10 protein-coding genes are annotated in these 15113 nt (G+C 30.9%); 7 read left to right on the top strand and 3 right to left on the bottom strand.

Annotation, left to right across the window (positions count from 1 at the left end):
• The first annotated feature begins 180 nt into the window (after positions 1–180).
• From AC34EU_RS04465 to AC34EU_RS04435, 7 genes are read left to right on the top strand one after another with little or no spacing between them, the layout of a single operon-like run.
• Positions 181–966, top strand: coding sequence for a PhzF family phenazine biosynthesis protein (locus AC34EU_RS04465; protein ID WP_487533889.1), 786 nt, complete (start codon positions 181–183; stop codon positions 964–966).
• Positions 967–1024: 58 nt separating this feature from the next.
• On the top strand, positions 1025–3544 hold the full coding sequence (locus AC34EU_RS04460; protein WP_489666678.1) for a M14 family zinc carboxypeptidase: 2520 nt from the start codon (positions 1025–1027) through the stop codon (positions 3542–3544).
• A gap of 32 nt (positions 3545–3576) precedes the next feature.
• Positions 3577–5079, top strand: coding sequence for a M20/M25/M40 family metallo-hydrolase (locus tag AC34EU_RS04455; RefSeq protein ID WP_487533887.1), 1503 nt, complete (start codon positions 3577–3579; stop codon positions 5077–5079).
• A gap of 25 nt (positions 5080–5104) precedes the next feature.
• The gene (locus tag AC34EU_RS04450) at positions 5105–5701 is read left to right on the top strand and encodes a 3-keto-disaccharide hydrolase (protein WP_487533886.1); all 597 of its coding nucleotides are present in this window, start codon (positions 5105–5107) and stop codon (positions 5699–5701) included.
• A 15-nt stretch (positions 5702–5716) separates the two neighbouring features.
• Entirely contained in the window at positions 5717–6832 is a 1116-nt protein-coding gene (locus AC34EU_RS04445) for an FG-GAP repeat domain-containing protein (RefSeq protein ID WP_487533885.1), read from the top strand.
• Between the two features lie 3 nt (positions 6833–6835).
• A complete protein-coding gene (locus AC34EU_RS04440; RefSeq protein ID WP_487533884.1) occupies positions 6836–7810 on the top strand; it encodes an MBL fold metallo-hydrolase in 975 nt (324 codons plus the stop codon).
• A gap of 31 nt (positions 7811–7841) precedes the next feature.
• Positions 7842–8294: an NIPSNAP family protein gene (locus tag AC34EU_RS04435; RefSeq protein ID WP_487533883.1), complete on the top strand. Its 453-nt coding sequence runs from the start codon at positions 7842–7844 to the stop codon at positions 8292–8294.
• Here AC34EU_RS04435 and AC34EU_RS04430 read toward each other — a convergent pair whose 3' ends face one another.
• From AC34EU_RS04430 to AC34EU_RS04420, 3 genes are read right to left on the bottom strand one after another with little or no spacing between them, the layout of a single operon-like run.
• Positions 8295–11432 carry a VPS10 domain-containing protein gene (locus tag AC34EU_RS04430; protein ID WP_487533882.1) on the bottom strand — a complete coding sequence of 1046 codons (3138 nt, stop codon included), beginning with the start codon at positions 11430–11432 and terminating at the stop codon, positions 8295–8297. It lies immediately after the preceding gene.
• 17 nt (positions 11433–11449) lie between these two features.
• The gene (locus AC34EU_RS04425; RefSeq protein WP_489666735.1) at positions 11450–12925 is read right to left on the bottom strand and encodes an amidohydrolase family protein; all 1476 of its coding nucleotides are present in this window, start codon (positions 12923–12925) and stop codon (positions 11450–11452) included.
• A 27-nt stretch (positions 12926–12952) separates the two neighbouring features.
• The gene (locus tag AC34EU_RS04420; protein ID WP_487533880.1) at positions 12953–15031 is read right to left on the bottom strand and encodes a M28 family peptidase; all 2079 of its coding nucleotides are present in this window, start codon (positions 15029–15031) and stop codon (positions 12953–12955) included.
• Positions 15032–15113: the final 82 nt, after the last annotated feature.

Here is a 15113-nt window from a genome sequence, read left to right as displayed (position 1 = left end):
TATTGGAAATAAATACTGGCAAAAAATTTAAAGAAAAAATAGATAAATTCATACGGTTTTTAATTGTTGTTTCTAATTTACGAAAGATTGCTAAAAAATTAATAAAACCATAATTTAAAAAAACACACTCTAATTAGAGTGTTTTTTTTTAAATATCTTTAGTTTGAATATTTAAATTTTATGGAATTATCTTTATATCAAGTTGACGCTTTTACAAATAAAGTTTTTGGCGGTAATCCTGCTTGTGTTGTCCCTCTTAAAAAGTGGTTAAAAAATGAAACCCTACTTAAAATAGCTCAAGAAAATTCTGTTCCAGAAACTGCTTTTTTTGTTGATACAGAAACCGGATTTCATTTGAGGTGGTTTACCCCTGAGATTGAGATGGATTTATGCGGACATGCTACTTTAGCATCCGCTTTTATTATTAAAGAGTATTTGAATTATTCTAAAAAGGAAATAAATTTCAAAACATTAAGTGGAACTTTAAAAGTCACCTCAAAAGATTCTCTATATACACTCGACTTTCCAAGTAGAGATCCAGTTGAAGCTAACTTGCCGGGAATCATATCCAAAGCAGTCAGTATTCCTCCGGTTAAAACCTTTAAATCCAGAGATTATGTTTTAGTTTATAATAATCAAACTGATATTGAAAATATAGTTGTTGATCCTCAAATACTAAACCAGATAGATCTTAAAACTGGAGGAATAATAGTAACATCCAAAGGAGATTTTGCAGATTTTGTCTCAAGGTTTTTTACCCCAAGATCTAGTGTTTTAGAAGATCCAGTAACTGGATCTGCCCATTGTTCTTTAATACCTTATTGGAGTAAAGTTTTAAATAAAAATAAGATGAAAGCTTTTCAGTTATCAAAAAGAAAGGGTGAGTTGTTCTGCGTAAATAAAGGTGAACGCGTATTGATAACTGGAAATGCAAAAATCTATTCTAGAGGAATCATATGGATATAATCAATAATTTATATCTTTAATAATCAAGCTTTTAATTCTCCAACAAATTCTATACAAAATGAAGTATTTACTGACTCTTTTTTCCTTAATCTCTTTAAACGTATCTGCGCAAAAATATTTTACTGAAAAATACGAACCTTATAGTTCTGAGATAGAGTCTCCAGAATCTTTTTTGAGCTATGCAATTGGATCTGAGCACACTAGACATGATAATATTATAAGCTATTTTAAAAATCTAGCTAATTCCTCCGATAGAGCTATCTTAAAATTTTACGGAAAAACTCATGAAGGAAGAAGACTCCCTATGCTAGTTATTAGTTCTCCAGAAAATTTAAAAAACATGGATCAAATTCAAAAAAGACATTTGATGCTTGTTGATCCTAATAATAAAATTGAACCATCAGAAAATGATCCATTAATTATAAATTTAGCATATAATGTACATGGAAATGAACCCTCATCTTCAGAAGCCGCTATTCTTTCAGCATATACCCTTAGTGCCTCAAAAAATAAAGAAATATTAAGTTTTTTAGAAAACAGTATAATATTTATTGATCCTGCTATTAATCCAGATGGAAGAGATCGTCATACTCAGTGGGCTAACAGTTACAAGGCTTCTCCGTTAGTTAAGGATCCAAATGATGCTGAACACAATGAAAACTGGCCTAGAGGAAGGACTAATCATTATTGGTTCGATTTAAATAGGGATTGGCTTTTAGCCATTAACCCTGAAAGTCAAGGAAAGCTTAACTGGTATCATCAATGGTATCCAAATGTTGTCACTGATTTTCATGAAATGGGAAGTCAAAGCTCCTATTTCTTTGAGCCTATGAAGGCAAACGGGTCTTTAGACCCAATTATGCCAAAAGAAAATTATATAGATTTAAACAACTTATTTGCTGAGTATTTTTCAAAATCATTAGATAGTATTGGTTCTCTATACTTCACAAAAGAGGCTTTTGACGGAACATACCCTGGTTATGGATCTTCATATGCAGACCTTCAAGGAGGACTTGGAATTCTTTTTGAACAAGCAAGTTCTAGAGGAGTGGCTCAAAAAACAGATTATGGAGAAATAACTTTTCCTTTTACAATTAGGAACCAATATGTTTCAAGTATGGCTACTCTTAAAGCTTCTATAGAAAATAAATTGACTCTTAATAAATATCAAAAAGCAACATTTGAAAGTGCAATTTCAAATGCTGAAAAAAGCAGAATAAAAGGCTATAACTTTCAATCAAGTGATCAAAATCTCAATAAAGCTTTTATAGACAAACTATTAAGGCATAAGGTTAGGGTATTTGAAAAGAAAAGAGGTAGTTATTTTGTCCCTACAAAGCAGCCTCAATATAGAATGGTTCAAACTTTTTTTGAAACCTATGAAAAATATCGAGATAGTGTTTATTATGATGCATCTGCTTGGTCGGTTGCGAATTTTTACAATATTAAATACAAACCAACCTATAAGACTTATTTGAATAATGAAATTAAGAGCACTAATGAATTAATTAAATGGACGCCGGTTAATAAATCTGAATATGCCTACATAGTTGAATCTAATGATTATAACGTCCCTGCTTTAATAAATGGATTACAGAAAAAAAAGATTGTTGTTGCGTCAACATTTAAGCCCTTTAATATAAAAACAAATGGAGGGAATAAATCTTTTTCATATGGTTCATTAGTTATCCCAGTTGCAAATCAAAAAGTAAGTAGTGACCAGATTTATAATTCTATAGTTGACCTACAAAAGAAACTTGAGATTAATATTTTTTCTGTTAAATCTGGATTAAGCACAAAAGGAATAGATCTTGGATCTAGAAACATTAAACCACTGAAAACTCCAAAAGTAGCCATGTTAATTGGAAATGGGGTTAGATCATACGAAGCAGGAGAGGTTTGGCACCTATTAGATACTAGAGTCCATATGCCAATTACTAAAATATCTTTAAGCTATTTCAATAGGATATCACTCGATGATTATAATGTTTTGATAATGGTTTCAGGTAATTATAAATTTGATCCTAAAATAACAGAAAAAATCAAAAATTGGATTTCAAAAGGGAATACCTTAATTACTATCGGAACTGCTAATAATTGGATAATAAAAAACAAAATTGTTAAGGAAGAATTAGTGGTTAAAAAGAAAGACACTTTAAATAAAAAACTAAATAGAAAGCCATATGTCGATGCTTCAGAAAATTATGGTAGAGAAAAGTTAGGAGGAGTTTTTCTTGAAGTAAATATTGACAAATCTCACCCAATAGCTTTTGGTTATAAAAATGAAAATCAAGTAGTTTATAAAAATAACTTAGTTTGGCTAAAGCCAAGTAAAAATAGTTATTCTAATGTTGCTTTATATAAAAGTAAACCTCATATCGATGGATATATTTCTAAAAACATTCGTAAAGATTATTTACCTAAAAGCGCATCCTTAATTGTCAGTAAAGTAGGTAAAGGAAGAGTAATAATGTTTGCGGATAACCCAAACTTTAGAGGAACAGCATATGGAACAAATAGATTATTTTTGAATTCAATTTTCATGGCCGATAAAATTCAAATTCCATCATCTAATTAAAGTGAATAATTAAGTCAATATAATTTAAAATCATGAAAAATTTTTTAATAATAATAATAGTATTCACATTTCAAAACAACATTTTATCTCAAAGAACACATCAAGATGTCTCAAAAGAGGAAGGGTTAAGAAGTTTAGTCCTTTTTAAAGAGTTTCTCTCTATCCCCAATGACGCCAGAAATAAAGAAGATATTTTTAAGAATATAGTTTGGAGCACAAATCAACTAAACACTCTTGGATTTACAACTAAGTCTTTAAGCACTTCCTCTCTACCATTAGTTGTCGCATCTAAAACAATTAATGAAAAATTACCAACTATTGCTTTCTATATGCATTTAGATGGACAAGCAGTTGATCCGTCGAAGTGGGATCAAGAAAGTCCATGGATTCCAGTTATAAAGAAATACAACGGAGGCAATTGGGAAGAATTGAATTGGAATGAAATTTATGCTGATCAAAATGAAGATATAAGAATCTATGCTAGGTCAAGTTCAGATGATAAAGGGCCTTTTTTGATGTTTTTGACCGCTCTCAGAGTATTAGACATTTATAAGACCCCTCCTGCATTTAATATAAAGCTTATTCTTGATTTTGAAGAAGAAAAAAGCTCACCGGGACTTCCTGAAGCAGTTGCAAATTATCAGACAGACCTAATGGCAGATATGTTATTAATTTTAGATGGTCCAATGCATTTTACAGGAAAACCAACTCTAGTTTTCGGAAATAGGGGTATATCATCAATTACTCTAAAAACTTTTGGACCAAAAACTCCTCAGCATAGTGGTCATTATGGAAATTATATTCCCAATCCAGCCTTACGACTTAGTCAAATTCTTTCATCAATGAAAAATGAAGATGGAAGAGTTATTATTCCTAATTTTTACGAAGGGATTACCTTGAGTGAGGATATTAAGAAAATATTAAAAAATGTGCCTGAAGCTGAAAGTTCAATTAAAAATCGTACAAAAATTAATTCAACTGATAAGGTTGGAGGTAATTACCAAGAATCACTTCAGTATCCGTCTTTAAACATTAGAGGGCTACAAAGTGGATGGGTAGGAGATCAGGTAAGAACGATTATTCCCTCTAATGCTATAGCAGAAATTGATGTAAGACTAGTTTTAGAGAGCAATCCCGAAAAGCTTATGAAATCAATTAAAAATCACATAGAATCTTTTGGTTATACAATTTTAGAATCAAATCCAACTGACGAGGAAAGATTGAAATATGAAAAAATAGTTCAAATGAATTATAAAATTTCATATCCTGCATTTAGAACACCTGTTAATTCCACAGAAGGAAAATGGCTTAAAGATTTACTCCAAAAATATTATAAAACTAGCCCGATTCTTATTAGAACAAGTGGAGGTTCTGTACCCATATCTCCATTTGTAAATCAACTTGGAATACCTTCGATTGGATTACCCACAGTTAACCTTGATAATAATCAACATAGTCCTAATGAAAACATTAGATTAGGTAATTATTTTCAAGGAATTGAATCCTTTGTTACCATATTATTAGAATCATATTAATAAGTTAATCCCTAAAAAATTACCCATGATATTAAAAAAAATAAATTTATTAATTCAAATATTTCTTTTCACAACATTGTCAGCTCAAGAGACACTTCTCTTCAACGGAGATGATCTAGATGGATGGAAAATTCATGGGACAGAAAAATGGTATGTAGAGGATGGAAATTTAATTTGTGAAAGTGGACCTGATAAACAATATGGTTACTTATCAACGAAAGAGTTTTATAAAGATTTTGAACTTAGTTTAGATTTTAAGCAAGAAGCCAATGGAAACAGTGGAGTGTTTATTCGATCTACAGTTGAGGGAACAATTGTTTCAGGGTGGCAAGTTGAAGTAGCCCCCCCTGGAAATAATTCTGGAGGTATTTACGAATCTTATGGAAGAGGTTGGTTAATAAAACCCAAAAAAGAAAAAGATAAAGCTTTGAAAATGGGTGAATGGAATAATTTGAAAATAAGAGTAAAAGGTGATCAAGTTATAAGTTGGATTAATGGGATTGAAATGGTTAACTTCAATGATGAAAAAATAGGAAAAGGAGAAGGTTCAATTGTCCTTCAAATTCATGATGGGGGAGGTATTAAAGTTAAATGGAAAAATATTCTTCTAACAAAAATCTAATTAATTCTGTATTAAATGAAATTATTTTTAGGACTTATAGTTGTGTTTTCTTTTAATAAAATTAATTGTCAATCAATTAAATTTTCATCAAATGAAAGGCTTGTTTTGGGAAATTATAAGGAAAGAACTGCCTCGCTAGATGTTGGTGACATAGACAATGATGGTGATCAAGATATAATTGTTGCTAATGGAAGGCATTGGCCTGGACAAAATCGCATTTTTATTAATAATGGAGATGGAATTTTTACAGTATCTAGACCTTTAGGAATTGAAAGTGCAACAAGTTACTCAACCGAATTGGCTGATTTTGATAATGATGGAGATTTAGATGTTGCTGTTGGGAATGATAGAGCTCCAAACAACTTATTTATAAATGATGGAAATGGAAATTTCTCAAAAGGCTCAAATTTTGGAAATAATTATTCTACCACTAGAAATATAATTGTTTCAGACATTGATTTAGATGGGGACCAAGATATTTTGATAACAAACCGTGGAAAAGAAAATGAAATATGTATTAATGATGGAAAAGGAGTTTTTAATAAAACAATTAGTTTCGGAACAAAAAATGATTCTACCATTGATGTTGAAGTGGTCGATATAGATAAAGATAATGATATGGACATAGTTCTTGCTAATAGAGATAGACAACAGAATTACATATATTTAAATGATGGAAATTTAAATTTCAATCAAAAACTATCATTTGGATCAGGAACTGATATAACCCGCTCTGTAGCTATTTCAGACATAAACCAGGATGGTTTTTTAGACATAGTTTGTGCAAATATTGGTGAATCGAATTTTATATATTTTGGTGATTCGAATTATAATTATGAAAAAAAAATAGAATTTGACAAAAGCCTTGATAAATCATATTCAATTGACACAGCTGATTTAGATTTAGATGGTGACATAGATATAGTAATAGGAAACTCAAACTCTCCTAATACAGTTTTTTATAATGATGGAAGTGGAATAGCTTGGACGAAATCTATACTTAGTAATAATAACTTTAACACTTATGATATTAAAATAAGTGATCTAAATAATGATGGTAAACCAGAAATCATAGAAAGTAATTCTGATGAAAGAAATATTTTTTATTTAAATCAATCAATAAACCGTTAATTAATGACAAATAAAGTAATCTCAATTCAAGCTCTTATTTTTTTCCTTTTTTTAACTTTTGGAAAAGAAGTTTATGCTCAAAGCGACAAAGAAAATTTAACTTTTAAATATTTTGGAGCTGCAGGTTGGCAGATCTCAGACAAAAACACAACAGTTTTAATAGATCCATATTTAAGTCGTTTAAAATTAGGAGAAACATCAATAAAATTAAACCCTAATTCAAGCTCTGCTCCGTCAACAAGCTCTATAGATAATAGAAAAAATTATAAAAGAACAGATTATTTTCAATCTGATACCACTCTGATAAATAAGAATATTAGTAAAGCAGATTTTATCTTTGTACACCATTCACATTTTGATCATCTTTCAGATGTTCCATATATTGCAAAAATGACAGGGGCAAAAGTGATTGGAACCGAAACAACCATATCAATATTAAAAGCATATGGAATTGAAGAAGATAATTTATACACAGTAAGAGGAGGTGAAGATTATCAGTTTGAGAATTTCTCTGTTAGAGTTTTACCTTCAATTCATTCTGCATTGGGAGATAAACATTATTTTAATTCTGAGATCTATAAAGAAGGAGATATAGAGGCTCCGCTTCAAATTAAACAATTCATCGAGGGAACATCGTTAATGTTTTTAATAAGGTTTAAGTCTCATAAAGTTTTAACAATGGGCTCTATGAATTTTGTTGAAAGAGAGTTAGAAGGAATAAAACCAGATATTCTTTTAGCTGGTGTAAATATGTCTAGATTTAACATGTATAAATACGATGAGCGCTTAATCAGAGTAACTAATTTTCCAAAGATTATAATTCCAACTCACTGGGACAATTTTAGAGTCCCATATGGCTTTGATCAATCATTTGGCATTGAGAAAAAGATTAAACCGTTTATTGAAAAGGTTAAAGAGATATCGCCTAATTCTAAAGTAATAATTCCAGAACATTTAAAATCTTTTAAGATTAATTAAAATTATTAATTTTATAAAGAAAAATAAAGCCATGAAAAAAATAATCTTAACTGTACTAATTTTAACATCATTATCCTGTAATGAAACTATTCCAGTTGAAAAAGAAATTAATCAACATGAAATTTATGAGATGAGAGTATATTATACTCATGAGGGAAAATTTGATGATATCTTATCAAGATTTGAAAATCATACTGTTCAATTATTTGAAAAGCATGGATTTACAAATGTTGGATATTGGTCCACCGCAAAGAGAGAGAGTGTTTCTTTCGCAGACAAATTTATTTTACAGAATGAAGGAAAGTCGGCATTAGTTTATATAGTTTCATTTGAAAATATGGAAACTAGAAATGAATCATGGGATAACTTTATAAATGATCCAGAATGGACAAAAGCTTATGAAGAAAGCAGAGTTGACGGACCCATAGTTAAAAAAATAGAACAAGTTTTTCTTAACCCAACCACTTTCTCAAAATTAAAATAATCATTTATCTGATGGAATAATTAATGAAGGAACATCCATTGTTTTATATAGCTCATTAAATTCTCTCACATCTGAATTAATAATTTCATTCAGGTTTTTTTCTAAATTATTCCAGATTTGATTTAAATCTTTATGTCTTTGAATTGCACCAGAAGTCACCTCTGGATCAGCTCCGTCAACATAACTTTTTAGATGCATAAATTGGGCATTTAATTGGTTATTGAAATTTATAACATCCTGAAATGTTTTTTGATCAGGCTGGATCAGTTTTCGTTCCCATAAATCAAGTTTTGTTGAAATTTCATCACCTAATTTGTACAAGACTTCGTATTTTTTATCTGATTTTAGACTCTTAGAGTATTGATCTAATTGATCCTGAACCTCTCTCATTTTATTTACAGAATTATGAATTGAATTAATTGATTTTTCAATAGAAACTAAAATTCTTTCTTGAGCATTATAATTTTCTTTATCAGTATTAATTCTTGGATCTGCTAAAACTATTAGTTGAGTTTCATCTACCATATTATTATAACTAATTCTTGCAGAGTAATTTCCTGGAGGAACGATTCCTCCTTGATAATCTCCATAGACAAAAATATTTTCAACGGCTGGAAGATTTGCTCTTCTGAGGTCCCAGTTAAACCTGTTAAAGCCTTTTTTGATTTTAAGAATTGCTTGATTTGGAGGACCACCAGGCCATGATTTACTGTTTTTATTCTTTTTACTTGTGTAAGATCTAATTATTTTATTGTCTTTTAATATATCCAGTTTAAGATCAAGTGTATCTATGATTTGTGGAAGATAATAATCTAGTATAACTCCTTTAAGGGGATTCTTTCCAATAGTTGAACTAGATCTTCTGGAATTGCCTCCAAGAATTCTATAGCTTGGTTTTGGTTTTAGTAGTTTAATTTTATTTAATCCAATTTGCTGTTGAAAAGCTGCTAAATCATCCAGTATCCAAAAAGATCTTCCAGCTGTAGCTGCAATTAAATCATTGTCTTGAATATATAGATCATTAATAGGAACTACGGGAAGATTTAATTGAACTTGATCCCAAGTTTCTCCATCATTTTTTGAAATATATAATCCTGTCTCTGTTCCGGCATATAGCAAGTCTCTAATTTTTTTATCGGAGCGAACTACTCTAGTGAAATTGGGGTCAGATGAAATCCCATCAGTAATTTTCTGCCATGAATTTCCGTAATTTGATGTTTTATATATATAAGATTCTAAATCCATAAATTTATATCTCATCATTACAATATATGCTTTACCAGGTTCATGAGAAGACAATTCAATACTATTAATTATTCCTTCAGGAAGATTTTTTGGAGTAATATTTTCCCAAGTTTTTCCTTCATTTTTTGTTAAGTAAATTAAACCATCATCACTTCCAGACCATATTTCTTCATCATTGTGAGGTGAGATAGAAAGGCTAGTGATGGTATTATAATTTTCTCCACCCGCTGCTTCGTTAGTGAATGGAGCTCCGCCTGCAACTTGTTTTGATTTATCATTTCTTGTAAGGTCAGGACTAATTACTTTCCATGTTTTACCTGAATCGGAGGTTTTAAAAACTACATTCCCTGCATGATAGATTATATTTTCTTTTTTTGTTGAAGATATTATGGGTGCATTCCAGTTATATCTATATTTAAAGGTGTTTGGAGCATTTCCTAATGATAGTTCAGGATATTCTTTTATTGATTTTGACACAGAAGAATTTCTGTCCCATCTCTCGATTATTCCTTGATAACATCCTCCAAAAACTAACTGAGGATCATTTGATTCAAATGCTAAAAAAGCACTTTCACAGCCTGCCACAGAATACCAATCTTTCCAATCGATCCCCCCATCATTAGTCCTGCTTCTAATGCCAATAGCAGAATTATCTTGTTGTCCCCCATAAACATGATATGGAACTTGATTGTCAGCGATTACCCTATAAAACTGAGCAGTAGGTTGATTTTGTTGTGTGCTCCAGCTTTTACCTCCATTTAGTGAAACATTAGCCCCTCCATCATTTGAATTAATCATTATTTGATTATTCTTAGGGTTTATCCAAAGATGATGATTATCTCCGTGAGGTGTACTCATAGCTTTAAATGTCTTACCCTTATCTATTGATTTGAGTGCTGGAGCATTCATTACATAAACAATATTTTCATTAATTGGATCTGCAAAAATTTCCATATAGTACCATGATCTTGCAATTGTGATTCTATCCTTATTAACCTGAATCCATTTTTCCCCAGCATTATCAGATCTATAAACTCCTCCTTTTTCTCCCTTAGCCTCAATATTTGCATAAACTATGTTTGAGTTAGCTCTTGACACTGAAATTCCTGATTTACCAATTTTTTCGGGTAGACCTTGAGACATATTGATCCAGCTTTCTCCTCCATTGATGGACTTATATAGTCCAGAATTAGGCCCTCCAGAAATCATTTGCCAAGATTTTCTTTGATGATCCCACATTGAGGCATATAAAACTCTAGGGTTATTCATATCCATACTTAAGGAAGACGCACCTGTTGAATTATTTATAAATAAAATATTTTTCCATGTTTTACCTCCATCAAGTGTTTTATATATTCCTCGATCTTTAGATTTTCCATATTGAGCTCCTTGAGCTGAAACATAAATAATATTTGGATCTTTAGGGTGTATTATAATATCAGAAATATGACGAGAATTTTTTAAACCTCTATTTATCCATGTTTTCCCAGCATCTAATGAAGCATATATACCATCTCCCATAGAGGTCATAACTCCCCTTGCCGCATGCTCTCCCATGCCAACAATAACCACATTAGGGTCACTCTCTGAAACCGAAACACTTCCTACAGTTCCCGTTTTGAAAAAACCATCAGATATATTATTCCAACTAGATCCATAATCTTCTGTTTTCCACAAACCACCTCCAGTTGTGCCCATATAAAAAATATTTGGATGATCTAAAACCCCGGAAGAAGTAACGCTCCTACCGCCTCTAAAAGGACCAATATTTCTCCACTCGATATTATTATAATTTATTTCTTTTGTTTTATTCTTTTTTACTTTTCTTTTTTGAGAATTTACATTTGTAAAAACAAATAACAATCCAAATGTTATGATTAACAGTTTTTTCATATTGGTATACTTATAGTTTATTTTTTTTCTCGTTGCTCTTTTAATAGAGAATTTAAAAATTCTCTATTCATTAAATTACCGTTTTTAATGACAGTTTCAATTTTTTTAGTATTTGAAATATTATTTAAAGGATTGTCTGATAAAATAATTAAATCTGCAATATATCCCTCTTTAATCAGCCCGAGTTTGTCTTCCATATTAAAATAAAGAGCTGGATTATATGTTGCAGCTTCAATTGCTTCAAGTGATGTAAATCCACTTTTAACAAGCATTTCTAGTTCATTATGAAGGCTGTATCCAGGTGTTTGCCAACCAATCGGAGTGTCTGTCCCTGCCATAAAAGTAATATCCATTTTATTCATAAGTCTTGTCATTGATTGACCCCAGTCAGCAAAATCTTTTCTTTCCGAATTATCACTAATATCTTTGGTATAATCAGGATTTAAAACTGATGATTCAACTATGTCAATTTGACTATTCCACTTTTCTTTTATTTCAATAGGTAAAAAATCAAATGTACTTCTCCATTCTAATCCTTTATATAACTGGTAGGCCCAACCAGTATATAGAATAAGTGTAGGAATCTGCCAAGTATTATTTTTAGCTAATACATTTAATACTTTTTTTAACTGAACACTATCTATGTTTTTAATAGAGCTCATTCTTTGTGATTTGTGAAGACTTGTTCTGAGGGAACTTCCCAATAACCCTTTTTTATTTTCTAAAGCATTTCTTCTTATTGTGAGAAGTTCTTCCATATTAGACGTAGATGACATCTCAATATTTCTTAGATGCTCTATACTGTTCAATCCAATGTTTGATGCTGTTATTACATCCATACTAAGAGGAATGTGTCCAGAAACTTTTAATCCATTTTCTTTTGCAATTTTTGTAATCACTCCAAATTGTTCTGGGGTAAGCATTTCGTATGCTTTTAAAAAATCAACTCCATTTTCAATTAGTTCTTTTACTTGAACCTCTGTCTCTTTAACCGAAGCAGTCCTAACTGAAAGAGGAGGGAAAGAAACACTATTTCCATTATACACATTGAATTTTCCATCAATTAAAGGACCAGCAATTTTAACTCTAGGATAAAGATCAGGATTGGTTTTAGATTTATCTTTCCATTCTTTTAAAAAATTTATTTCACCACCTGTATCTCTTACACTTGTTATTCCATACGCCATAAAAAGATTAAACATAGAACTAGCTAACTCTTCTTCAAATGCAAAATGAACATGTGAATCCCATAAACCAGGGATTAAAAATTTACCGGATCCATTTATGATATTATTTTTTTTGGAAAGATTAAAATTGGATGTCTTTTCGATTTTGATTATTTCATTTTTTGAAATAATAATTGTCATGTTTTCTTTTAGACCCTGTTTTGCATCTATAATATTTATATTTTCGATACAATATGCATCTTCATAATATTCTTCAACATTATCACATGAAGCTAATAATAGAAACAGGAATAATAATTTTTTCATAGTTATTTTTAAAATCTTAAATTTACTTTATTGAATTGACTCATTTAGTTTGGTTATTTTGATAGCCAGATCATCAATTGCTTTAGAATATCTCATATCCCATTCTTTTAATTTTTCTAACCGCTTTAGAGCTATTTCATATTCTATTCCAGGAAGAATCCATGAAGCATATCCGCTAAATGGATCTGTTCCAGCATATAATGACCTGTACCACGAACCAAAATACATTCCCTTTTCGTCAATAAAGCTTTTTTCAAGTGCAATTAATTGTTTATTTATTTTTTTTAACTCTCCCTTTTTTAATTGACCAATAGATTTAATTTTTTTCTCCCAAATTCTTGAAACCTTATCAAGATTATCAATACTATTTTTAGATAGTTCAAAGCCTAAAAAATCAGAATCAAAATTTTTAATTTTTATTTCAGCAACAGAAAAATGTTTTTTTAAATCTTCAGAATAACGATTTAAATCATAAGGGATAATTTCAGAATTACTTAATTTAAGCGCCATTAGACCAGACCACTTTTCAATCATTGCTCCCATTTTAAATTCAGAGTCAACAAATCTTTTATAAAACTCAAAATCATCGTAATTAGAATGGTACAAGTTAGCACCCCCAACACCTCCACTAATAGAAGGAACACCTGCGTGCATATAAAAAGCTATATGATCAGAACCACCACCAAGGTTTCCAATTGGAGGTTCAGAAGCATTGGATTTATTCCATACATCATAAAGAGATTTATTCTCATAAGGATGATTAACTTTTTTTGAAGCATCAATAGCTAGTTTTTTTAATGACGGAGCGGATGAGGTGCCAAAATTCTTCCCTGAGACTCCTCCATCAAAATTCATGTATGCTATGGCATTAGATTTAAGAGTTTTTTGCATTTGTTCTACCCATTCAGTAGAACCTATAACTCCGTGTTCTTCAGCATCCCAGTGACCAATTAAAATAGATCGTTTTGGTCGATAACCAGCTTTTGCCATTTTACCCAGAGTCTCACTTAAACTCAAAAGCATGGCAGTTCCACTATTTGGATCAGTTGCACCAAATCCCCAAGCATCATAATGACAGCCTAAAATAATCCATTCATCAGGAAAAGTTGAACCTTTAAGCTTTCCGACAACGTTGTATACACGTACAATATTTCTTGGCTGATTTACTCTTAAATTCACAACTAGATTATCGCCACCTTGAATTCTATATGTAAAAGGAAGGCCACCTTGCCATGATAACGGAACGGGGTCCCCTTTCATTTGTCCTATTATCTTTTGGGCCTCACCATAACCAATTGGCGTAACAGGTATATTATGTAACTTAGTGTCTTTAGGATCTAGACGTTTAATTTTTTGTTTTCCATCCAAAGGAAGAGCAGGTTCAAAAGGAGTCAATGGATCCCCTGTAAAATCTTCTGTAAGTAAAGAGCCTCTTTGAATAGTAGAAGAGCTGTAATAAGGACCTTCTGGGTAAACTAATCCTTTTGTGAAGCCACTATCTTTGGGATCCGTGTATATTATTAAACCTGAAGCTCCATTTGCTTCAGCAAATTTAGCCTTAAAACCTCTGAAATTTCCTCCATAACGTGCAATTACAATTTTTCCTTTAACAGAGACTTCTAATTTTTTTAGCATTTCAAAGTCTTCCTTTCGGCCATAGTTTACATACACCACCTCAGCAGTTACATTTCCACTTCCAGAATAAGCATTCCATCCTTTCCATAAAAGAGGGTCAGAGGAAAAAGAGTCTTCGTCAAGAATATCTTCCTTTTGGTTTAATTGAATTCTTTTTGGCTTTACTATTGACAGTTCTGATGCGCCAGGTTTGTTTGAAAGATATATGTCATAGGGATATTGTGTAACCTCAAATCCAGCCTCTTCCATAATTGTTGATATATAGTCTCTCACATTTTCATTTTCAATACTACCAGCTACATGTGGACGCTCAGTTATTTTTTTTAAGTGAACTTTGAATCGGTTAACATCAACGCTTGATAAAAAATATTCTTCTGAAGCACTTTTTTTAATTGCAGATTCGGGCTGAGCCAATAAGCTATAAGACCCAAGACAAAATATTAGCAGATATAGATGTGACGGTTTTTTCATTGTTTTTAATAAAGGAATCTTAAATATATGTTTTTTTAGTCTTAAAAAACCACTTAAATAGTTGATTCATTATATCTTAATT

Source organism: Candidatus Marivariicella framensis, from assembly GCF_982709265.1.
Note: the sequence above shows the minus strand (reverse complement) of the source record. Positions and strands in the feature narration are given on the sequence as shown.

What these genes read in the sequence shown, in the direction of transcription:
- AC34EU_RS04420 (WP_487533880.1), bottom strand. Translation starts at nt 15,031, where the DNA reads ATGAAAAAACCGTCACATCTATATCTGCTAATATTTTGTCTTGGGTCT.
- AC34EU_RS04425 (WP_489666735.1), bottom strand. Translation starts at nt 12,925, where the DNA reads ATGAAAAAATTATTATTCCTGTTTCTATTATTAGCTTCATGTGATAAT.
- AC34EU_RS04435 (WP_487533883.1), top strand. Translation starts at nt 7,842, where the DNA reads ATGAAAAAAATAATCTTAACTGTACTAATTTTAACATCATTATCCTGT.
- AC34EU_RS04430 (WP_487533882.1), bottom strand. Translation starts at nt 11,432, where the DNA reads ATGAAAAAACTGTTAATCATAACATTTGGATTGTTATTTGTTTTTACA.
- AC34EU_RS04440 (WP_487533884.1), top strand. Translation starts at nt 6,836, where the DNA reads ATGACAAATAAAGTAATCTCAATTCAAGCTCTTATTTTTTTCCTTTTT.
- AC34EU_RS04460 (WP_489666678.1), top strand. Translation starts at nt 1,025, where the DNA reads ATGAAGTATTTACTGACTCTTTTTTCCTTAATCTCTTTAAACGTATCT.
- AC34EU_RS04445 (WP_487533885.1), top strand. Translation starts at nt 5,717, where the DNA reads ATGAAATTATTTTTAGGACTTATAGTTGTGTTTTCTTTTAATAAAATT.
- AC34EU_RS04450 (WP_487533886.1), top strand. Translation starts at nt 5,105, where the DNA reads ATGATATTAAAAAAAATAAATTTATTAATTCAAATATTTCTTTTCACA.
- AC34EU_RS04465 (WP_487533889.1), top strand. Translation starts at nt 181, where the DNA reads ATGGAATTATCTTTATATCAAGTTGACGCTTTTACAAATAAAGTTTTT.
- AC34EU_RS04455 (WP_487533887.1), top strand. Translation starts at nt 3,577, where the DNA reads ATGAAAAATTTTTTAATAATAATAATAGTATTCACATTTCAAAACAAC.